Annotated in this window: 20 protein-coding genes; 5 read left to right on the forward strand and 15 right to left on the reverse strand. The window is 69.5% G+C overall.

All coding sequences use genetic code 11. The annotated features are described in order from the left end of the window. Positions 1-43: 43 nt before the first annotated feature. Positions 44-607, forward strand: coding sequence for a TetR/AcrR family transcriptional regulator (locus MVA01S_RS01990; protein ID WP_237024317.1), 564 nt, complete (start codon positions 44-46; stop codon positions 605-607). 6 nt (positions 608-613) lie between these two features. On the opposite strand, the gene MVA01S_RS01995 is transcribed toward MVA01S_RS01990, so the two are convergent. The 6 genes from MVA01S_RS01995 to MVA01S_RS02020 form a co-directional block, all read right to left on the reverse strand. Further along, a complete protein-coding gene (locus MVA01S_RS01995) occupies positions 614-2,023 on the reverse strand; it encodes an NCS2 family permease (protein ID WP_003933759.1) in 1,410 nt (469 codons plus the stop codon). 9 nt (positions 2,024-2,032) lie between these two features. Beyond that, positions 2,033-2,272 carry a hypothetical protein gene (locus MVA01S_RS02000; protein ID WP_003933758.1) on the reverse strand — a complete coding sequence of 80 codons (240 nt, stop codon included), beginning with the start codon at positions 2,270-2,272 and terminating at the stop codon, positions 2,033-2,035. 11 nt (positions 2,273-2,283) lie between these two features. Then, positions 2,284-3,465, reverse strand: coding sequence for an acyl-CoA dehydrogenase family protein (locus MVA01S_RS02005; RefSeq protein ID WP_003933757.1), 1,182 nt, complete (start codon positions 3,463-3,465; stop codon positions 2,284-2,286). Between the two features lie 91 nt (positions 3,466-3,556). After that, complete coding sequence (locus MVA01S_RS02010; RefSeq protein ID WP_003933756.1) at positions 3,557-4,741, reverse strand: acyl-CoA dehydrogenase family protein; 1,185 nt, start codon at positions 4,739-4,741, stop codon at positions 3,557-3,559. Positions 4,742-4,900: 159 nt separating this feature from the next. Then, positions 4,901-5,308 (reverse strand): STAS domain-containing protein, encoded by a 408-nt coding sequence (locus MVA01S_RS02015; RefSeq protein ID WP_003933755.1) that lies wholly within the window; start codon positions 5,306-5,308, stop codon positions 4,901-4,903. Positions 5,309-5,458: 150 nt separating this feature from the next. Then, positions 5,459-6,694, reverse strand: a complete 1,236-nt coding sequence (locus tag MVA01S_RS02020) for a DNA polymerase domain-containing protein (protein ID WP_003933754.1) — start codon at positions 6,692-6,694, stop codon at positions 5,459-5,461. 56 nt (positions 6,695-6,750) lie between these two features. On the opposite strand from MVA01S_RS02020, the gene fadD2 reads away from it, so the two are divergent. Then, the gene (gene fadD2, locus MVA01S_RS02025) at positions 6,751-8,442 is read left to right on the forward strand and encodes a long-chain-fatty-acid--CoA ligase FadD2 (protein ID WP_003933753.1); all 1,692 of its coding nucleotides are present in this window, start codon (positions 6,751-6,753) and stop codon (positions 8,440-8,442) included. 130 nt (positions 8,443-8,572) lie between these two features. After that, the gene (locus MVA01S_RS02030; protein WP_003933752.1) at positions 8,573-9,352 is read left to right on the forward strand and encodes an SDR family NAD(P)-dependent oxidoreductase; all 780 of its coding nucleotides are present in this window, start codon (positions 8,573-8,575) and stop codon (positions 9,350-9,352) included. Between the two features lie 4 nt (positions 9,353-9,356). Here MVA01S_RS02030 and MVA01S_RS02035 read toward each other — a convergent pair whose 3' ends face one another. From MVA01S_RS02035 to MVA01S_RS02070, 8 genes are all read right to left on the reverse strand, one after another. Beyond that, positions 9,357-9,677, reverse strand: coding sequence for a hypothetical protein (locus MVA01S_RS02035; protein WP_040543172.1), 321 nt, complete (start codon positions 9,675-9,677; stop codon positions 9,357-9,359). Between the two features lie 38 nt (positions 9,678-9,715). Then, a complete protein-coding gene (locus tag MVA01S_RS02040; RefSeq protein WP_003933750.1) occupies positions 9,716-10,600 on the reverse strand; it encodes a ferredoxin family protein in 885 nt (294 codons plus the stop codon). Then, the gene (locus tag MVA01S_RS02045; protein ID WP_003933749.1) at positions 10,597-11,802 is read right to left on the reverse strand and encodes a cupin domain-containing protein; all 1,206 of its coding nucleotides are present in this window, start codon (positions 11,800-11,802) and stop codon (positions 10,597-10,599) included. Before MVA01S_RS02045 ends, MVA01S_RS02040 begins: the two co-directional genes overlap by 4 nt. A 9-nt stretch (positions 11,803-11,811) precedes the next feature. Next, positions 11,812-11,994: a hypothetical protein gene (locus tag MVA01S_RS02050; protein WP_003933748.1), complete on the reverse strand. Its 183-nt coding sequence runs from the start codon at positions 11,992-11,994 to the stop codon at positions 11,812-11,814. A 99-nt stretch (positions 11,995-12,093) separates the two neighbouring features. Continuing rightward, positions 12,094-14,280 (reverse strand): acyl-CoA dehydrogenase family protein, encoded by a 2,187-nt coding sequence (locus MVA01S_RS02055; protein WP_003933747.1) that lies wholly within the window; start codon positions 14,278-14,280, stop codon positions 12,094-12,096. 55 nt (positions 14,281-14,335) lie between these two features. Beyond that, positions 14,336-15,286: a 2-hydroxyacid dehydrogenase gene (locus tag MVA01S_RS02060; protein ID WP_003933746.1), complete on the reverse strand. Its 951-nt coding sequence runs from the start codon at positions 15,284-15,286 to the stop codon at positions 14,336-14,338. After that, positions 15,280-16,416, reverse strand: coding sequence for an alpha/beta hydrolase (locus MVA01S_RS02065; protein WP_060941535.1), 1,137 nt, complete (start codon positions 16,414-16,416; stop codon positions 15,280-15,282). Before MVA01S_RS02065 ends, MVA01S_RS02060 begins: the two co-directional genes overlap by 7 nt. Then, positions 16,413-17,045: a TetR/AcrR family transcriptional regulator gene (locus MVA01S_RS02070; RefSeq protein ID WP_040543146.1), complete on the reverse strand. Its 633-nt coding sequence runs from the start codon at positions 17,043-17,045 to the stop codon at positions 16,413-16,415. Before MVA01S_RS02070 ends, MVA01S_RS02065 begins: the two co-directional genes overlap by 4 nt. Positions 17,046-17,215: 170 nt before the next feature. On the opposite strand from MVA01S_RS02070, the gene MVA01S_RS02075 reads away from it, so the two are divergent. Continuing rightward, positions 17,216-17,791 carry a VOC family protein gene (locus MVA01S_RS02075; RefSeq protein WP_003933743.1) on the forward strand — a complete coding sequence of 192 codons (576 nt, stop codon included), beginning with the start codon at positions 17,216-17,218 and terminating at the stop codon, positions 17,789-17,791. Here MVA01S_RS02075 and MVA01S_RS02080 read toward each other — a convergent pair. After that, positions 17,788-18,417: a TetR/AcrR family transcriptional regulator gene (locus MVA01S_RS02080; RefSeq protein ID WP_060941536.1), complete on the reverse strand. Its 630-nt coding sequence runs from the start codon at positions 18,415-18,417 to the stop codon at positions 17,788-17,790. The two genes, MVA01S_RS02075 and MVA01S_RS02080, sit on opposite strands and share 4 nt — an antisense overlap. Positions 18,418-18,502: 85 nt before the next feature. Between MVA01S_RS02080 and MVA01S_RS02085 the strand changes: the two genes are divergently transcribed. Then, on the forward strand, positions 18,503-19,405 hold the full coding sequence (locus MVA01S_RS02085; RefSeq protein WP_003933741.1) for an oxygenase MpaB family protein: 903 nt from the start codon (positions 18,503-18,505) through the stop codon (positions 19,403-19,405). Positions 19,406-19,492 lie beyond the last annotated feature (87 nt).

Raw genomic sequence — 19,492 nt, forward strand, 5'->3', positions numbered from 1 at the left:
CGCCGAGCGTCGTCACCAACTCTGTGACGCCGCCATCGCGTTGTTGGCCGAGGAAGGCCCCCGCGGACTGAGTCACCTCAAGGTCGACCGGCGCGCCGGCGTGCCGGACGGCACCACGTCCTTCTATTACCGGACCCGCGCGGCGTTGCTGCAGGGCGTCGCCGACCAGCTGGTCCGGTATGACGCGCACGCGTTCTCCGAGGCGTTCAAGGACGCGCCCAACAGCGCCGGCGACGTGCTGTTGAAGGTGCTCGCCGAACAGGTCCTGCGGATCCGCCGGGAACCCCAGACGTCGCGCACCAGGGCGCGGTTGGAGCTGACCATGCTGGCGCGGGTCGACGCCGAGCTCGCCGCCGGCTTCCGGCAGGTCTCCGACAGCTACCGCGCGCTGGTGGAGCGCCTGGTCATCGCGATGCAGAACGACCGGGGCGCCATGCTGGACCGCGACCTGCTCGACGAGCAGGCCTCGGTGGTGCTGACCTATCTCGGCGGGCTGGTGTTCGCGTTCGCCAACGATTCGACCGAGGAACTCAGCCGGGACGACATCGCGCGGCAGATCCGCGCGGTCGTCCTCGGCGTGGCCGCCGAGCGGGCCGAGATCGGCTGAGCGACGTCAGTCGATCAGCGTCTCCACCGGCGTGCGCGCGAAGTACACGGCGAACCCGGCCGCCACCACCCACAGCAGCGGGCTGACCTCACGGATCTTGCCCGCGGCGGTGCGCATCACCACCCAGCTGATGAAGCCGACGCCGATGCCGTTGGCGATCGAGTAGCTGAACGGCATCACCGCGACGGTCAGCACCACCGGAAGCGCCACCGAGAACTCCGACAGATCGATGTGGCGCAGATGCGACACCATCATCGCGCCGACCACCACCAGTGCGGCGGCGGCAACCTCGGTCGGCACGATCGACGCGAGCGGCGAGATGAACATCGCGGCCAGGAACAGCGTGCCGGTCACCACGTTGGCCAGGCCGGTGCGCGCACCCTCCTCGATGCCTGCCCCGGACTCGATGAACACCGTGTTCGACGACGCCGACGTCGCACCGCCGACCACGGCACCGGCACCTTCGACGACCAGCGCCCCGCGCAACCGCGGGAACGTCCCCTTCTCGTCGGCCAGTCCGGCCTCGCGGGACAGGCCGGTCATGGTGCCCATGGCGTCGAAGAAGTTCGCGAAGACCAGCGTGAACACGAGCATCACCGCGGCGAGAATCCCGATGCGGCCGAAGCTGTCCATGCTGAACTCGCCGACCAGCGACAGATCCGGAAGGGAGAACGGCGAACCGGACAGCGCGGGCACCGACAAGCTCCAACCACCGGGATTGTCGACCGCCGATCCGAGATGCCAGATCGCCTCCACCACGACCGCGACCACGGTGCCGGTCACCAGCCCGATCAGGATGCCCCCGCGCACCCGCTTGGCCACCAGCACACCGGTGAGCAGCAGCGTCAACACGAAGATCAGCGTCGGGATCGTGCTGATCGATCCCTGACCGCCGCTGCCCAGCCCCACCGGCGGCGACGGCGCACCGGTCGACGCGATGAACCCGGCATCGACCACGCCGATGAACAGGATGAACAGGCCGATGCCCGCGGTGATGGCGAGCTTGAGCTGCATCGGCACCGCGTCGAACACCATCCGGCGCAGCCCCGTCACCGCCAACAGCACGATGATGAGCCCGTTGATGACCACCAAGCCCATCGCCTCGGGCCACGTCACCTCGCCGACGACGGTGGTGGCCAGGAATGAGTTGATGCCCAACCCGGCGGCCAGCGCGAAGGGCAGCCGGGCGATGAGCCCGAACAGGATCGTCATCACGCCGGCGGCCAGCGACGTCGTCGCAGACACCTGGGCGAAGTCCAGCTGGTTGCCGTCGACATCCGTCGAGCTCGACAGGATGATCGGGTTCAGCACGATGATGTAGGCCATCGCGATGAACGTGACGACGCCACCGCGAATTTCGGTGGCCACAGTCGACTGGCGGGCCGTGATTTCGAAGAATCGGTCCACTGCGTTCACGCCGCGCTCCTAGTACCGCGGTGTGGGGGAGGGAGGCGGCGGCGCGATCGGCATGCACAGCCCGGTCTGGGTGTCGAGGTACTTGCCCTCGACGCAGAACGGTGCGCACCCGTAGATCACCCCGGTCTGGCCGGGCGGGCACTGCGCCGTCGAGGTGACCGGAGCGCTCAGCGCGGACGCCGCCAGTGGCGCCACCGCGGCGGCGGCCACCACCGCGGCGCCCAGGTAGCGCGAAATCCGTTGTGTCACTCCGCTTCCTCTCAACTCGGCATGCCGGTGGCGACGCGTGGGGCGTCCTTCTCGGGCGCGACGTCGAGCACCAGTTCGGCCACCCGGGCACGGTGCTGTTCGGCGCTGCCCAGCAGGGCGGCGTCGGTGTAGGCCCGCTTGTAGTACAGGTGCGCCTGGTGTTCCCAGGTGAAACCGATACCACCGTGGACCTGGATGGTATCTGTCGCAACTCGAACCAGCGCGGCGGAGCAGGTTGCCTGCGCGATACTCGCCGCCAACGCCGGATCGTCGGGAACGTCGGCGAGGTGGGCCAGCGCCCACACCGCGTGGTAGGCGGTCGAGCGGGCATGCTCGAGTGCGACCAGGTCGTCGGCCAGTCGGTGCTTGACCGCCTGGAACGAGCCGATCGGCCTGCCGAACTGCAGGCGGTTCTTCGCGTAGTCGACGGTCAGGTCCAGCAGATGCTGCGCGGCGCCCACCTGCTCGACGGCCAGCATCGCCGCGCCGACGGTGAACGCGTGGTTGATCACCCGCTCGGCCTCGGCCGGGCCTGCGATCAGCCGGGCCGGTGCCCCGAACAGCCCGACGGTGGCCTGGGGCCGCGTCAGGTCCAGCGTCTTGAGTGGAATCCGTTGTACACCAAGGCTGTTGGCCTCAACCGCGTACAGCCCGGGCCCGTCGGGGCCGGTGGCGGCCACCAGCAGCACGTCGGCGGCGCCGGCGTCGACCACCCGTTCGACGGTGCCGGTCAGGGTCCAGTCCTCACCGGTGCCGGCCGCGTCGACGGTGACGGCGGCGGGATCGAACGCGGCGGTGTCGTCGGGGACGGCGAACGCCGCGGTGCGGGTGCCCTCGGCCAGGTCGGGCAGTAGCCCGGTCGGGTCGGCCGCCGCCACGAGCGCAGGGATCGCCAGGTAGACGGTGCCGAAGAGCGGACCGCACGCCAGCGCGGCGCCGAGCTGCTCGACCGCGACCGCCTGATCGATCAGCGTGCCGCCGACGCCGCCGGCCGATTCGGGCACCGACAACCCCAGCACTCCCAGCTCGGAACCCAGCCGGGCCCAGATCTTCGCGTCGTAGGGCGGGTCGGCGACCATCGAGGCGCGCACCGCGTCCTCGTCGATGTGGTCGGCGCAGAACTTACGCACCGCGGCACGCAACTGGCCCTGCTCCTCGGTGAACACGAACTCGCGCCCTTGTGCGTCAGCCACCCCGTTGGGCTGATCCGCAAGCTCCTCAGCTGTCTTGTTGGGCTGATCCGCAAGCTCCTCAACTGTCTTGTTGGGCTGATCCGCAAGCTCCTCAGCCACGCGGCACCTCCTTCCACGGCATCCCCGCGTCCGCCCGCAGATCCCCCGGCAGGCCCAGCACCCGCTCGGCCAGGATGTTGCGCATCACCTCGGAGGTACCGCCCTCGATCGTGTTGGCGCGGCTGCGCAGAAACCGCTGCTGGATCGGGCCGCGCCAGTCGTCGGGATCCCCGGCATCCAACCCGTATCCGTCGTACAGGATCCCCTCGGCACCGAGAAGATCCATGCAGAACTCGTAGATGTGCTGGTTGAGCTCGGCGCCGACGAGTTTGCCGACGGAGGCCTCCGGGCCGGGGCCCCCGACGCTCGCCGCCGCGCGCGAGCGCTCGGAGGTGAGTCGCTGCGCTTCCGAGCGCAGCCACAGGCTGGTGAGCCGGTCCCGCAGCACCGGGGTGTGCAGGTCGGGGCGGGACGCCCACAGTGCGACCGCATCGGAGATGGTGCCCGCCCCGCGGCGGTTACCGCTGCCGCCCAGCGCGCTGCGCTCGTTCATCAGCGTGGTCATCGCCACCCGCCAGCCGTCGCCGACCTCGCCGAGGCGGTACGCATCCGGGATGCGGGCGTCTGTCAGATAGACCTCGTTGAACTCCGCGTGCCCGGTGAGCTGGCGCAGTGGCCGGGTCTGGACGCCGGCGTCGTGCATGTCGACGACGAAATACGTCAGACCTTTGTGTTTGGGGACGTCAGGGTTGGTGCGGGCGAGCAGCAGACCCCACCTGGCGCGGTGCGCGAGGCTGGTCCACACCTTCTGACCGTTGACCACCCAGGTGTCGCCGTCGAGCACCGCGGAGGTGGCCAGCCCCGCGAGGTCCGAACCCGCACCGGGCTCGGAGAACAGCTGGCACCAGATCTCCTCGGTGGTGGCCAGCGGGCGCAGCAGCCGGCGGCGGACCTCGTCGGTCTGGGCGTGTTCGCGCACCGTCGGCGCGGCCATCCCGTACCCCATGGGGTTCAGGCCCAGCGGCACCGGACCGCCGGCGCCTTGCAGGATCCGGTCGGCGACGGCCTGCAGCCCACGGGAGAGGCCGAGGCCGCCGAAACCTTCGGGGAAGTGCACCCAGGACAGCCCGGCGTCGAAACAGGCGCCGAGGAACTCCTGGACAGGAACGGTCTTGGGATCGTGTTCGTCGACCACCCGGCGGGCGGTCTCGGCGACCCGGTCGGCATCAGTGCCCATAGCTGCACACTAAATCAGGGCGTGCAGCCACAGACGACCAACTCGTAGGTCGGGTTACGGGAGATCAGGCGTGGGGCAGCGCGAGCTGGCCGAAGTGCGACCTGTGACGACGCTGGAGCAGGTAGCGGAGCCACCGAACATCAAGTAACACAGTGATCCTTACGCAGTCTTGGTGAGCAGGGGGAGGAGTTGACGGCGCGCGACCGCAGCGTCGGCGAAGTCGTTGAGCGCCTCGGGGACCGAGCCCGCCGCCGGGAAGTCGATGCCGGCCTCGCGCAGCGTCTGCTCGACCGCGCGGCTGGCGATCATCGACCATTCCACGCCGGCGGCCGTGCACACGTCGTCGACCGCAAACAGCAGCGAAACCGCTTCGCGGGTAAAGGATTCAACCCCGCCGAGGTCGAGCACGAAAGGCTTCTCGGCGAGGATGAAACGGTCGGTGTACTCGCTGGCGGGCCCCACGTTGCCCTCGTCGAGACGACCGGAGATCGTCACGACGGTGGCCAACTGGCGGCAGTGTGCCCGAATACCTGCGCCATCGCAGTGAAACGTCGGATTGCCGTACATCGCAGCCTCCCTCGATCCAGTGGTGACACAGGCGCCGGTTGTGGCGCTATGTAGATCAAGGTAATGAGCCAATCTAAGGCCGCTGGGTGTATCTACTAATACTTCGGTAAGAACTCTGGGCGGCGCTCATAGCAAACTCGCCGGTAACATTCACCGCCGCAACTGCTGGGATCCGGTGTAGTTGACCCACGGGTCGTAGTCGGCCAGCAGCCCCTCCTGCGCGGGCCGTGCGTCCTCGGCGACATGCTGGAGGTTGATCCGGATCCGGTACCAGATCGAGCTCGGCCCGCGCATGCCGTCGACGAGAACATCTGTGGGCTCCAGCTTTTCGGCCGCGGCGGGATACTTCTCCCGCCACTGCTGCAGGGCGGCCATCGCCTCGTCCCGGGTCTTGGTCCGGGCGATCTCGATGAGCGGCATCGCCGAGACCCGACGGCCGTCGGCGGATTTGCGGGCACCTTTGGGTGCCTTCTCGGCAGGTCCCAGCCGGTCGGCGAGGTCGAGCAGCGCCTGCAGGCTGCCTGCGGCGTCGTCCATGCCCTCCCACGGGTCCCCGCGTTCGGCGAACCGCCGCGGCACCGTGCGCACGGTGAACTCCTCGGGCCGGCAGCCGCCGACCTCGTCCCAGGACAACGGCGTGGACACCCGCGCGTCCGGGGTGGCGCGCACCGAGTACGCCGACGCGACGGTGCGGTCCTTGGCGTTCTGGTTGAAGTCGACGAACACGCCGTGGCGTTCCTCCTTCCACCACCGGGCGGTCGCCGATTCCGGTGCCCGCCGCTCCACCTCGCGGGCCACCGCCTCGGCGGCGAGCCGGACCAGCTTGAACGGCCAGTCGCGGTGGATGCGCGCGTAGATGTGGAAGCCGCGCGAACCCGAGGTCTTGGGCCACGCCGCCAGCCCGTGGTCCTCCAGCACCTCGCGGGCGACGAACGCGACGTCGAGGATCTGGCGCCACCCGACCCCGGGCATCGGGTCGAGGTCGACGCGCAACTCGTCGGGATGTTCGAGGTCGTCCGCACGCACCGGGTGCGGGTTCAGATCGACACAGCCGAGGTTGACCGCCCAGATCAGGCCGGCCGGATCGCGCAGCACCGCCTCCTTGGCCGAGGTGCCCGAGGCGTACTTCAGCTCGGCGACGTCGACGAAGGCCGGCCGTTTCTCGGGGGCGCGCTTCTGGAAGACGGCCTCCTGCTCGATGCCCTTGACGAACCGCTTCAGGATCATCGGCCGGTCCCGCACGCCGCGCAGCGCACCGTCGGCCACCGCGGCGTAGTAGTGCATCAGGTCGAGCTTGGTCAGCCCGAGGTCGGCGTACACCACTTTGTCGGGATGGGTGATCGGCACCTGCTCGCCCGCGATCTCGAACGACTCGCGGGCGGCCATTTCTCCATCGTAAGGTTCCAAACCGCGATGCGACGCCCGTCACATATGGTTGACGCATGTCCAGATTCAGCGAACTTCCGTTGCAGGTCGCCGCCAAGGCCCAACAGACCGTCGGCAAGTATCTCGACCGCGGATCGGCCGAGCTGCACTATGCGCGCAAGATGTTCGAGGCAGGTGCGCTGAAGCTGGAGCCGCCGCAGGACGTCGCCGCGTTCGTGGCCGACATGAGGCGCTGGGGTGAGTTCGGAATGATCCCTGCGCTCAACGCACGTCGTTACCCGAACCGCACCGCGATCATCGACGACTTCGGCGAGATGACGTTCAAGGAACTCGACGACGCGGCCAACGCGGTGGCCAACGGGCTGTTGGCCAAGGGCGTCAAGGGCGGCGACGGCGTGGCGATCCTGGCCCGCAACCACCGCTGGTTTCTCGTCTCGGTGTATGCCACAGCGAAGACGGGCGGCCGCATCATCCTGCTCAACAGTGAGTTCTCCGGGCCGCAGATCAAGGAGGTGTCCGAACGCGAGGGCGCCAAGCTGATCATTTTCGACGACGAGTACACCGCCGCCGTCGCCGCGGCGGAACCCGAACTCGGCAAGCTGCGCTCGCTCGGGGTGAATCCCGACAAACAGGAGCCCTCGGGCAGCACCGACGAGACGCTCGAGGAGCTGATCGCGCGCACCAGCTCGAACCCGCCGCCGAAGGTCACCAAGCATTCGTCGATCATCATCCTGACCAGCGGCACCACCGGGACGCCGAAGGGCGCCAACCGCAGCGCCCCGCCGTCGCTGGCCCCGATCGGCGGCGTGCTGTCGGCGGTGCCGTTCAAGTCCCAGGAGATCACCTCGCTGCCGGCGCCGATGTTCCACGCGCTCGGATTCCTGCACTCGACGATCGCGATGATGCTCGGCTCGACGCTGGTGCTGCGCCGCCGGTTCAAGCCGGCCACCGTGCTCGCCGACATCGAAAAGCACAGGGCCACCGCGATCGTCGTGGTGCCGGTGATGCTGTCGCGGATGCTCGACGAGTTGGACAAGTCCTCCCCGAAGCCCGACCTGTCGTCGCTGCGGATCGTGTTCGTCTCGGGTTCTCAGCTGGGTGCCGAGCTGGCCACCCGCGCGCTCAAGGAGCTCGGCCCGGTCATCTACAACCTCTACGGTTCCACCGAGGTCGCGTTCGCGACGATCGCCGGGCCGCAACATCTTTCGATCAACCCGGCGACGGTCGGGCCGGTGGTCAAGGGGATGAAGGTCCGGATCCTCGACGACAACGGCAACGACGTGCCGCGCGGGGAGGTGGGCCGGATCTTCGTCGGCAACTTTTTCCCGTTCGAGGGTTACACCGGCGGTGGCGGCAAGCAGATCATCGACGGGCTGCTGTCCTCGGGCGACGTCGGCTATTTCGACGACAACGACCTGCTCTACGTCAGCGGCCGCGACGACGAGATGATCGTCTCCGGCGGCGAGAACGTGTTCCCCGCCGAGATCGAGGATCTGGTCGGCGGCCATCCCGAGGTGGTGGAGGCGACCGCGATCGGCGTCGAGGACAAGGAGTGGGGTCACCGGCTGCGTTGCTTCGTGGTCAAGGCCGAGGGCGCGACGGTCGACGAGGACGCGATCAAGGCCTACGTCCGCGACAACCTGGCCCGCTACAAGGTCCCGCGCGAGGTGATCTTCCTCGACGAGCTGCCCCGCAACCCCACGGGCAAGATCCTCAAGCGCGCGCTGCGCGAGCTCGCTATCGACTAGCCCGGCTCGTGAACTGTTCGCATCGCGAGTCTGAAGAAGATGCCGACGATCGGCCGGCTTCTCGACAACAACCTCAGATTCGCGGGGCGGGCGAGGGAATAGTCCTTCGACCGCAGCCGTCTACCCGTGGATGAACATCGATCTGACCGGTAAGACCGCACTCGTCACCGGCTCGACCCAGGGCATCGGTCTGGCCATCGCCGGGTCGCTGGCCGCCGCCGGGGCCCGCGTCGCGGTGAACGGGCGCAGCCGCGACCGGGTCGACGAGGCCGTCGCGACGCTCGAGGGCGACGTCTTCGGCGTCGCGGCCGATGTGGCCGACGCCGACGGCGCGCAGACACTGGTGGACGCGCTGCCGCAGGTCGACATCCTGGTGAACAACCTCGGAATCTTCGGCGCGGTACCGGCCGGTGAGATCACCGACGAGCTGTGGCGCACCTTCTTCGAGGTCAACGTCCTGGCCGCGGCCCGGCTGATCCGGCACTATCTGCCGGGGATGGTGAGCCGCGGCTGGGGCCGGGTGCTGCAGATCGCCAGCGACTCGGCGATCGTCACGCCCCACGAGATGATCCACTACGGGGTGTCCAAGACCGCGCTGCTGGCGTTGTCGCGCGGGTACGCCAAGGAGGCGTCCGGCACCGGGGTCACGGTGAACTCGGTGATCGCCGGGCCCACACACACCGCCGGGGTCGAGGACTTCGTCTATCAGCTGGTGGACCGCTCGGTGCCGTGGGAGCAGGCCCAGCGCGAGTTCATCCGGCTGCACCGGCCGCAGTCGCTGATCGGCCGGCTGATCGAGCCGCAGGAGATCGCGAACATGGTCACCTATCTCGCCTCGCCGCTGGCGTCGGCGACGACCGGCGGTGCACTGCGGGTGGACGGCGGCTACGTCGACGCGATCCTGCCCTGACGCCTCACGAGGAGAACGCCGCCGCGGCCGGCACGGCCAGGGTGAGCAGCATCAGCAGCAGCAGGAACCAGGCTGCGCCCTGCCACGCGGTCCAGCCGTTGCCCGCTTTCCACTGGCGGTAGGTGCGCAGCAGTGCGCCGACACCGCCGGCGAACAGGAACACCGGCACCAGCGACGCGCTGAACACCGAGCTGCGGTCACCGAACGCGTAGACGGCGAACGCGATCGCCGCCAGTACGACGACCACGAGGGCGTAGGTCACCGCGGCCCGGTACTCCCCGGGCTGGTTGAACCGCTTCTCGACGAAATCACGATCATTCGACATCGCGGGTGGGGTTCCCGTGCGCGCGCCGGGCAAACCGGTCAGCTGCTGATCGACCGCAGCCCGAAGGTGCGGACCGGGCCCGCGGTCGCCGCGCGGCACTGCGAGAACAGTGGTGCGGACATCGCCTGGTCCAGAAGCACGGTGATAGTGCCGGTCTCGGCGGCCAACACCACCTCGATCGCGTCGTCGACGGGTTCGACGGCGACCGGGGGCAGCGCGTCGATGCGGTCCTCGCCGAGGGCCTCGCGCGCGAAATGCTGTGCGGCCTGGACGGCGTGCGGGAGTGAGGTCCGGCCGCGCAGAAAGCGGTCGTCGAGTCTTCCGTCCAGATAGAGCCGGACCAGCCCGGCGGCGTCGGTGTGGTCGACGCGTCCGTAGCAGAGACCCTCGGGCAGGATCAGCATCGTCGCGGCGAACCGGTCACCGCCCAGATGCGAACACTCCCAAGTGCTTTCGGGAAACTCCGTGGCGATGGCGGCCGCCGCGGCGCGCCCACGCACCGCGCAGCACTGGTCGTGCCTGCCGTGGGCGCAGACGGCCACCAGTGGGCCTTCGGTCTCGGCGCCGTCGGCGCCGTCGAGGTCGATGTCGAGGTAGTCGCGTGCACTGTCGACCTCGCCGTGGCGCAGCGCGTGCCCGCCCACCTCCGCCCTGGCCACGAACCATCGCCAGCGCGGCGTCTCCTGGCGACGGCCGGGCCGTCGGATCGCCGCGATCCGCATCCCGGCGGACTCGGCGCGACGCACGATCGCGCGGCCGAGGCCGGCGTCGATGCACGTCGGCGACTCGAGGAAGGCCGACGGGCCCCAGCCTCCCTCCAGTTCCAGCAGCAGCCACCTCGAACCCGCCGACGCAGTGCCGTACATCGGTTCGCCACGGGTCAGCGACTGGTCGCTGCACGGCGGGCGTGTCCCGGACGTCACGCCGGCACCACCACGCCTTCGCGCAGGAGTCGGCGCACCAGCACGGTGCCGTCGGCGTGGTCCACACCCGGCAGTGAACCCGCGTCGGTGACCCCGCCGCCGAGGATCTCGCCGAGCGCAGGCGCACACAGGGCGGGGAAGGTGATCGTCTTGTCCGCCAACCGGATCGACACCCGCCCGTCGGCGCCGTGCTGCACGGTCGCGCACAGACCGCGGCGGCACCGCACCCGCACCGTGTCGGCGCGGTCGGCCGCCCTAAGCGTCTGGAGCGGCCGGACGGACTCGGGCCGGGTCCTCGACCCGTGCCGGTCGATCAGCCGATCGGCCGCGGCGGCGCTGAGCGTCGCGGCGTCGTCGCGCAGGTGCGTGACGATCTCCGCGATCACCTTGGCCGCGGTCGCGGCCATCGCGTTGCCGTCGACCGGGTCGATGCCCAGCGGCAGCGGGGCGCGGAACTCGTCGGAGCGGCTCAGTTCGTCGAGGACCGCCCGCGCGACGTCCACCCCTGTCGTCGCGGACACGCCGATCGTCAGGTGGATCGAGGTCGTGTCGAGTGCCTGCGCCGCATGCACCCACCCACGCGGCAGATAGAGCGCGTCGCCGGCGGCCAGCTCGGCGTCGATCACCGGATCGGCGGTGACCCGCTCCTCGATGCGCGCGCGATGGTCGGTCCACGGCTGGTTCGGCAGCGGGTGCAGGTGAACCGGTTCGTGCACGATCCAGCGCTTGCGGCCCGACACCTGCAGGACGAACACGTCGTGGACGTCGTAGTGGAAGTCGAAGCCGCGATTGCCCGGCGGGGTGATGTAGGCGTTGGCCTGCACCGGATGCCCGATGTCGGCCACGGCCTGCCCGACGAACTCGATCAACGGCGGCCACAGCCGGTGCAGGCCCTGCAGCACGACCGTCGCGCCGGAGCCGAGTTCGGTCAGCACCTTGGCCGGGTCCACCTGGTCGGTGATCTCCGCGCCGAATCCGGCCGGGCCGAGGTAGGAGTCCTTGGCCAGGACCTGCCCCTCCTTGGCGAGCCGGATGAACGGCGCGCGCACCCCGCGCTCCGCGATCAGCTCGTCCACCGTCTCCGGGGAGAGCAGGTCGACGAAGTCGCGGGGCAGCGTCTTCGCCGGGCTCAGCAGCGGCTTGCGCCCCCAGTATTCGGCGGCGAAGGCATCGGGGGCGATGCCGATGCAACGGCTGAGCACAGCAGCGGCTCAGGCGGTGCCGTCGGCGCCGCCGTCGTGTCCTTCGGGGTTGCTGCCGCCGTCGGCGGTGCCCTCACCGTCGGCGGTGCCGTCGGCGCCGCCGTCGTGTCCCTCGGGATTGCTGCCGCCGTCGGCCGTGCCTTCGCCGCCGCCGCCGGGCGTGGTGGTCATGTCATCGTCGTCGAGTGCCATGGGAGTCTCTTTCCGCTGTGATCCCGTGCGGGATCTCCGCTGCGCGGGCTGCGCGCGATGGGATTGCCCTGCCCAAGTTCACTCGAAACACCGGGCCCGCTACGGATCGCGCGGCAGGCCCAACAGCCGTTCGGCGATGATGTTCAGCTGCACCTCCGAGGTGCCGCCGTAGATCGTGGTCGCGCGGCTGGCCAGCAGGTACTCCGCCCACCGCCCGGTGATCTGGCCGGGATCGCCGACGACGGCGTCCGTGCCGAACGAGGACACCGCGAACTCGGCGTAGCCCTGCCCGGTCTTCATCGACAGCAGCTTGGAGATCGCCGCGGCGGGCATCGGATCGCCGCCGGCCAGCGTCAGCAGCGTCGAGCGCATGTTCAGGATCTTGGCGGCATGGCCCTCGGCGATCAGGATCCCCGCGTGGTTCTGCGCGATCTGGTCGAACTGGCCCTCGGCGACGAACTCGACGAACTTGTCCAGGCTCGGCAGGAACGGCGGCTCGCTGCTGCCGATGGACACCCGCTCATTGGTCAGCGTGTTGCGGCTGACCTCCCAGCCGCGGTTGACCTCGCCCAGCACCATGTCGTCGGGGACGAAGACGTCGTCGATGAACACCGTGTTGAACATCGCGTTGCCCGTCAGCTCGCGCAGCGGTTTGACCTCCACCCCCTCGCTCTTCATGTCGAGCAGGAAGTAGGTGATCCCCGCGTGTTTCGGCGCGCTCGGGTCGGTGCGGGCCAGCAGCGCGCCCCATTCGGAGAACTGCGCGCCGGTGGTCCAGATCTTCTGGCCGGTGATGCGCCAGCCGCCGTCGACCTTGGTGGCCTTGGTGGTCAGGCTGGCCAGGTCGGAACCGGCGCCCGGCTCGGAGAACAACTGGCACCAGATCATCTCGCCGCGGAAGGTCGGCGGCAGGAAGCGCTGCTGCTGCGCGTCGGTGCCGAACGCGACGATCGACGGGATGATCCAGGCGGCGATGCCCATCTGCGGACGCTTGACGCGGCCCGCCGCGAACTCCTGGGCGATGATGATCTGCTCGATCGGGCTCGCCGCGCGGCCCCACGGCACCGGCAGGTGGGGCTGTACCCAACCGCCCTCGGCGATCGCGGTGTTGCGCTGCTCGCGCGGAATCTCCTTCAGCGCAGCCACTTCCGTGCGGATCTCGTCGCGCAGCTTCTCGGTGTCGGGATCGAGGTCGATGTTCAGCGCCCGCATGCCGGTGCTGGTCGCCAGGTCGACCACCCGCTGCGGGTAGTCCGAGGCGCGACCGAACGAGGCCGCCAGCACCAGGGCGCGGCGGTAATAGACGTTGGTGTCGTGCTCCCAGGTGAAGCCGATGCCGCCGTGCACCTGGATGCAGTCCTGCGTGCAGTGCTGCGCCGCCACCGGGGCCAGCGTCGCGGCCACCGCGGCCGCGAATTCGTATGCGGTGTACGGGTTTTCACGCCCCTCATCGATGGCCCGGGCGGCGTCCCAGACCGTGGCGGTGGCCCGCTCGGTCTCGGCGATCATGCCCGCGCACTTGTGCTTGATGGCCTGGAACTGGCCGATCGGGCGGCCGAACTGCTCGCGGATCTTCGCGTACTCCGACGCGGTGTCGGTGGCCCATCGCGCGACGCCGATCGCCTCCGCGGACAGCAGGGTCGACATCAGCGCACGGGCGTGGCCCCGGCTCAGATTGGCCAGCACGCGGTCGTCGCCGACCTCGACGGCGTTGGCCCGCACGTGGGCGACCGGGCGCAGCGGGTCGACGCTGGGCACCGGCTCGATCTCCAGTCCGGCGGCGTCGAGCACCACCCATTCCTCGCCGGACTCGATCGCGACCGGCAGGACCAGCAGCGACGCCTGGGCGGCGGCGGGCACCGCGCGGGCCTCGCCGCGGATCACCAGGCGGTCGCCCTGCCGCGTCGCCGTCAGGCCGGAGTCGAGTGCGTACGCGGCGATGACCTCACCGGACGCGAGGTCGCCGAGCACCGCGGCGTCGGGGTTGTCGGCGGCGATCAGCGCGCTGGCGATGGCGGACGGGACGAACGGCCCCGGCACCGCGCCGTAGCCGAATTCGGCGATGACGACGGCCAGTTCGAGGATGCCGAAGCCCTGTCCGCCGACCGACTCGGCCAGGTGCACGCCCTGCAGGCCCTGCTCGGCCGCGGACTTCCAGTACGGCGGCGGGTTGGGGACCGGGTTCTCCAGGGCCTCGTGCAGCACCTCGGACGGGGCGACCCGTTCGACGAAGGACCGCACCGAATCGGCCAGGTCGTTGTGCTCTTCCAGGATCGCGATGGGCATAGCTGCACCTCTTCACGTCGTCGTGACTGGTCCCAACCGGTTGGTTGGCTCGAGGCTACCCGTCCACCTGGTTCACCACGTTGGCGAGGTGGCGTCCGTCACGTAGTCGTTCGCAGTTGTCCACCGCGAACTCCAGATAGCGGCGCATGGTGTCGGCGGTGTACCAGGTCACGTGCGGAGTCAGCACCACGTTGGGCAGGGCCAGCAGCGGATTGTCCGCCGGCACCGGCTCGACGGCGAACACGTCGAGGCCGGCCGCGGCCAGCGTGCCGCCGCGCAGCGCGTCGACCAGCGCCGCCTCGTCGACGACCGGGCCGCGCGAGGTGTTGATCAGCACCGCGTCGTCCTTCATCTGTTCCAGCGCGTCCCGGCCCAGCAGGCCGGCGGTGGCGTCGGTGAGCGGCAGGTGCAGCGAGACGATGTCGCTGTGGGCCAACAGCTCCGGCAGGGTGCGCCAACCGGGGCTGCCGTCGTCGCGGGTGCTGGTGTGGAGCACCTCGGCGCCCATCGCGACCAGGATGCGCTCGACCTGTTTGGCGATGTTGCCGTAACCGACCAACCCGACGGTGCAGCTCGCGATGTCGCGGACCGTCTCACCCAGCGACGGGTCCGACGGCCAGCCCCGGCCTGCGCGGGTGGCCCGGTCGAGTTCGGGAAGCCTGCGCAGCGCGGCCAGCATCAGCAGCAGCGTGCCCTCGGCGACCGACGGCGCGTTGGCTCCCGGCATGTTGGCCACCGCCACCCCGCGGGCCGTCGCGGCGTCGACGTCGATGGTGTTGACGCCCGCGCCCAGCTTGTGGACCAGGCGCAGCCGGGACGCCTTGGCCAGGTCCTCGCCCGACAGCGGCCGCAACACGTGCCAGAGCACCTCGGCTTCGGGCAATTCGGCGTAGAAGGTGTCGTCGTCGTCCTCGGCGCAGAACCGGATGTCCAGCCAATCACGGTGCGGGGCAAGGAATTCGGTGACCCTGACGCCCGGCACGAAATGCGCCAGCACCCTCACCATCGATGTGCGATCCACCCGGCGATGATATCGGCCTTCTCGGCGCGCGCCCCCGGCGTGGTGAAGTAATGGTCGGTATCGACCGAGCGAGTCTCCTTGTCGGTGCTGCCGAGCGCGTCGTGGATCCGCTGGGCGTCGGAGGGGTAGACGCCGGTGTCCTGTTCGGCGTTGATCACCAACGCGGGGCAGGTGATCCGCGCCAGGTGCGGTTCGGCGCGGGTCTGCGCGTGGCGCAGGCTCCACATGCCCAGCCAGTTGCGCAGCGTGCAGGCCGCCGCGATCCCGTGCGTGGACCGGTTCGCCTTGGCGGGCACGCCCGCGTAGCACGAGTTGGCAGGCCGTTTCGTCGGTTCCAGGCCGGGGTCGACCATGCGTGGGTCGGCCCAGGTGCGCATCACCGTGAAGGGCCGGTCGGAGAATCCGGCCGCGCGGACCCGGACCAGTTCGGCCTCGGCCCAGTCGGTGATGGCGTCGTTGCGGGCGATCTGGGCGGCCCGGTACCGCGCGACGAAGTCCGGGCTGTAGGGCGGACCGTTCCGGTCGTTGAACAGGTCGAGGTCGGAATCGGTTGCCACCGCGTCGTTCTCGTCGACGACGGAGGCGTCCATCCACGCGGTCAGCACATCCGGCCGGCCGGGGTGGGCGGCGCTGGCGATGTAGCCGTCGGCCGGCGGCAGGTCATCGAGTCCTGCGGCGGGCCGCATCCCGGGCAGCGGGGTGACGTGCTTGCCGACGGCGTTGGCCTGGTAGGCCGCCATCAACGACCCGCCACCGGAATTGCCGAGGAGGATCACGGTTTCGACGCCCTGGACCTCGCGCAGCCAGCGCACGCCGACACCGATGCCGACGAGTGCGTGGTCGAGCAGGAAGCTGCTCTCGAATCCCCGGAACCGGGTGTTCCAGCCCAGGAAGCCGACTCCCCGGGCGGCCATGTAGTCGGCGAGATAGTGCTCGGAGAAGTCGATCTGGTAGTGCGTGGCGATCATCGCCACTTTCGGGGTGTGGCCGGCGGCGCGGTGGTAGAGCCCCTGACACGGGTGCCCGCCCGAGCCGGCCCGCCGTGCGGTCGGCGAGTCGAGGCCGATGAATTCCCGGGTGACGCCGGGTGTCTGGGTGTCGGCTGGCTGGCTCATGGCGTGCGCGTCTCCGGGTGGTAGATGGTGCGGTAGAAGATGTCTGCCAGCGTCTTCACGCAGGCCGCGTCGTCGGCCTCGGTGCCGCCGTTGACGCCCGAGAGCTGTTGGTAGCAGAACTGGTTGAGCATCGAGACCAGCGCCACCGCGACCAGCTGGGGATCGTCGCCCTGGCAGAAGCCCTGGCGCTGGGCGTCTTTCACCATCGAGGTGACCAACGCGATCGGTAGCGAGCAGATCTCGTTCCAGTACTGGGCGAAGTCGTCGCTGACCGTGGCCAACTGGCTGACCGCGATGATCTCGGCCAGTCGATTGCGATAGGTGTCCCAGTGCGCGGCCGCCGCTTGGTGTGAGCGCTCGCGGTTGGTCACGTCCGGTCGTGCGGCGGCCAGCGCCCGGGTGCGGGCTTCGTCGCGGAAGCGCACCGCCCACTCGCGGACCATCGCCTCCTTGGAGTCGTAATAGTTGTAGAACGATGCGGTGGATCGACCGGCCTCGCCCGCGATGTCGGCGATCGTGGTGGCCAGGATGCCCTTGCGCGCCACCACCGTGCGCGCCGCCGCGTCGATCGCGGCCCGGGTCTGGCGCCCGCGCACCGTCGGGAGTTCTTCCCGGGGACTGACGCTCACCTGACACCCACCCGCGCTGCGCTCCTGTTCACCGTTGATCTGAAACTGAATCTGATGTTAGATTCAGTTTTGCACCCCGCGCGCCGAAATTGCATTCCAGTCGGTCATCACCCGAACTTTCCCGACCGGAATGCACGTTCGGCGGAGAGCGGACAACGGAAGGCGCGACCGTGATCAAGCCGGACAACACGAACACCGAGTTCGAACTCGGCGGCATCAACCATGTGGCCCTGGTGTGCTCGGACATGCAGAAGACCGTCGACTTCTACAGCGGTGTGCTCGGAATGCCGTTGGTCAAGTCGCTGGATCTGCCCGGCGGCATGGGTCAGCACTTCTTCTTCGACGCGGGCAACGGCGACTGCGTCGCGTTCTTCTGGTTCGCCGACGCCCCGGACCGGGTGCCGGGCATCTCCTCACCCGAGGCCATCCCGGGTATCGGCGACATCGTCAGCGCCGTGAGCACGATGAACCACCTGGCGTTCCACGTGCCCGCCGAGAAGTTCGACGATTACCGCCGCCGGCTCAAGGACAAAGGGGTGCGCGTGGGCCCGGTCCTCAACCACGACGAGAGCGACATGCAGGTCTCCGCGACGCTGCATCCCGGGGTGTACGTGCGGTCCTTCTACTTCCTCGACCCCGACGGGATCACCCTCGAGTTCGCCTGCTGGACCAAGGAGTTCGGCGAGTCCGACACCACCACGGTGCCCAAGACCGCCGCCGACCGGCGGGTACCGGTCTCGGGTTAGTCGCGGTACAGCGCGGGATCGGCGAGCCGGTCGAGTAGCGCGCCGAGTCGGCGGGCCAGTTCGGCCGGGGTGAAGTCGAGGTCGCCGGCCAACCAGGCGCTCAATGTCTGGGCGACCCCACCGACGGCGAAATGGGCCGCGGCCCTGATCCGTTCGTTCTGCTCCAGTTGCAGCGTGGTCCCCGCGTGCTGGCCGGACAGCAGCGCGAACAACGCGCCGGACTCCGCGCGCTTGCGCACCACCACCGGGTTGTCCAGCCGCGCGCTGAACAGCAGCCGGCCCACGCGCACGTCATCGGAGATGGTGCGCACGATGTTGGCCATGCCCTCCCGGCTCTGTTCGCGTAACGGTGCGGCCGCGACGGCGGCCTGCGTGGTGGCGGCGATGTCGGCGACCACCCAGTCGAACACGGCGCCGACGAACGCGTCCTTGTCGGTGAAGCTCTCGTAGAAGTAGCGCGCCGCCAGACCGGCCTGCGCGCAGATCGCGCGGACGGTCAGATCGGGCGGCGCCGACCGGCCGCCCAGCAGGTCCAGTCCGGCCTCCAGGAACCGGCGCCTGCGCTCGGCGACACGCTGCGGAGCCTGCACGCCGCGGTACGGGCGAACCTGGGCCATGGCAACCATCTTGACACTCGCCGAGGCCGGGCGGCAATATCTGGAAACCGGTGTTCGCACATTTGCGTCTGCCGCCTTCGAGAGGAGTGCTCCTGTGACCCTGGACGAATCGGTCGGCGCGCAGGTGCCGGTCGTCGAACGGCCGGTGAACACCTCGACGGGCCCGGTGGGCCAGGGTGGGCGCGCGTCCCGGGTCGACGGCGTGCTCGGCCTCGGCCTGTTGGCCGGGCCGGCGAACGTGATCATGCAGCTCGCCCGACCGGGGGTCGGCTACGGCGTCGTCGAGAGTCGGGTGGAGAGCGGCCGGATCGACCGTCACCCGGTCAAGCGGGCCCGCACCACCTTCACTTACCTCGCGGTGTCCACCAGCGGCACCGCCGAGCAGCAGGCCGCATTCCGGCGCGCGGTCAACCGGGCCCACGCGCAGGTGTTCTCCACCGACGAGAGCCCGGTGAAGTACCACGCCTTCGACAAGGAACTGCAGCTGTGGGTCGGCGCGTGCCTCTACAAGGGCGTGCTCGACGTACACCGGTTGTTCGACGGCGAACTCGACGACGCGGCCGCCGACCGCCTGTACCTCAAGGGCCGGGCGCTGGCGACGATGCTGCAGGTGCCCGAGGACATGTGGCCCGCAGACCGGGCCGCGTTCGACCGCTACTGGCAGAAGTCCCTCGACGAGGTGCACATCGACGACGCCGTGCGGGAGTTCCTGCTGCCGATCGCGGCGTCCCGGCTGCGCGGTCTGGCCCTGCCGGGTCCGCTGCAGCGGCAGGCGGAGAAGGTGGCGCTGCTGATCACCACCGGTTTCCTGCCGCAGCGTTTCCGTGACGAGATGCGGCTGCCGTGGGACGCCCAGCGGCAACGCCGGTTCGACCGGTTGATGACCGCGTTGGGGACCGTCAACCGGGTGTCGCCCAGAATCGTCCGGGAGTTTCCGTTCAACGTGCTGCTCAAGGACCTCGACTGGCGAATCCGCACGGGGCGTCCGCTGGTCTGATCCTGGTCGTGAGCCGGTTCACGGCCGCGCCCGACCCGGTGCGTCTCGACACTTAGGTCATGCAATGCTAACTTCAGCCGAAGTTAG

Source organism: Mycolicibacterium vaccae NBRC 14118 = CIP 105934 (genome assembly GCF_001552715.1).
GTDB lineage: Bacteria > Actinomycetota > Actinomycetes > Mycobacteriales > Mycobacteriaceae > Mycobacterium > Mycobacterium vaccae.

Excerpts from the sequence above, each read along its gene's own strand:
- MVA01S_RS02030 (WP_003933752.1), top strand. The coding sequence starts at position 8,573 with ATGAACATCGATCTGACCGGTAAGACCGCACTCGTCACCGGCTCGACC.
- MVA01S_RS02015 (WP_003933755.1), bottom strand. The coding sequence starts at position 5,308 with ATGTACGGCAATCCGACGTTTCACTGCGATGGCGCAGGTATTCGGGCA.
- MVA01S_RS02020 (WP_003933754.1), bottom strand. The coding sequence starts at position 6,694 with ATGGCCGCCCGCGAGTCGTTCGAGATCGCGGGCGAGCAGGTGCCGATC.
- fadD2 (WP_003933753.1), top strand. The coding sequence starts at position 6,751 with ATGTCCAGATTCAGCGAACTTCCGTTGCAGGTCGCCGCCAAGGCCCAA.
- MVA01S_RS02010 (WP_003933756.1), bottom strand. The coding sequence starts at position 4,741 with ATGGGCACTGATGCCGACCGGGTCGCCGAGACCGCCCGCCGGGTGGTC.
- MVA01S_RS02035 (WP_040543172.1), bottom strand. The coding sequence starts at position 9,677 with ATGTCGAATGATCGTGATTTCGTCGAGAAGCGGTTCAACCAGCCCGGG.
- MVA01S_RS02080 (WP_060941536.1), bottom strand. The coding sequence starts at position 18,417 with ATGGTTGCCATGGCCCAGGTTCGCCCGTACCGCGGCGTGCAGGCTCCG.
- MVA01S_RS02065 (WP_060941535.1), bottom strand. The coding sequence starts at position 16,416 with ATGAGCCAGCCAGCCGACACCCAGACACCCGGCGTCACCCGGGAATTC.
- MVA01S_RS02060 (WP_003933746.1), bottom strand. The coding sequence starts at position 15,286 with ATGGTGAGGGTGCTGGCGCATTTCGTGCCGGGCGTCAGGGTCACCGAA.
- MVA01S_RS02055 (WP_003933747.1), bottom strand. The coding sequence starts at position 14,280 with ATGCCCATCGCGATCCTGGAAGAGCACAACGACCTGGCCGATTCGGTG.
- MVA01S_RS02050 (WP_003933748.1), bottom strand. The coding sequence starts at position 11,994 with ATGGCACTCGACGACGATGACATGACCACCACGCCCGGCGGCGGCGGC.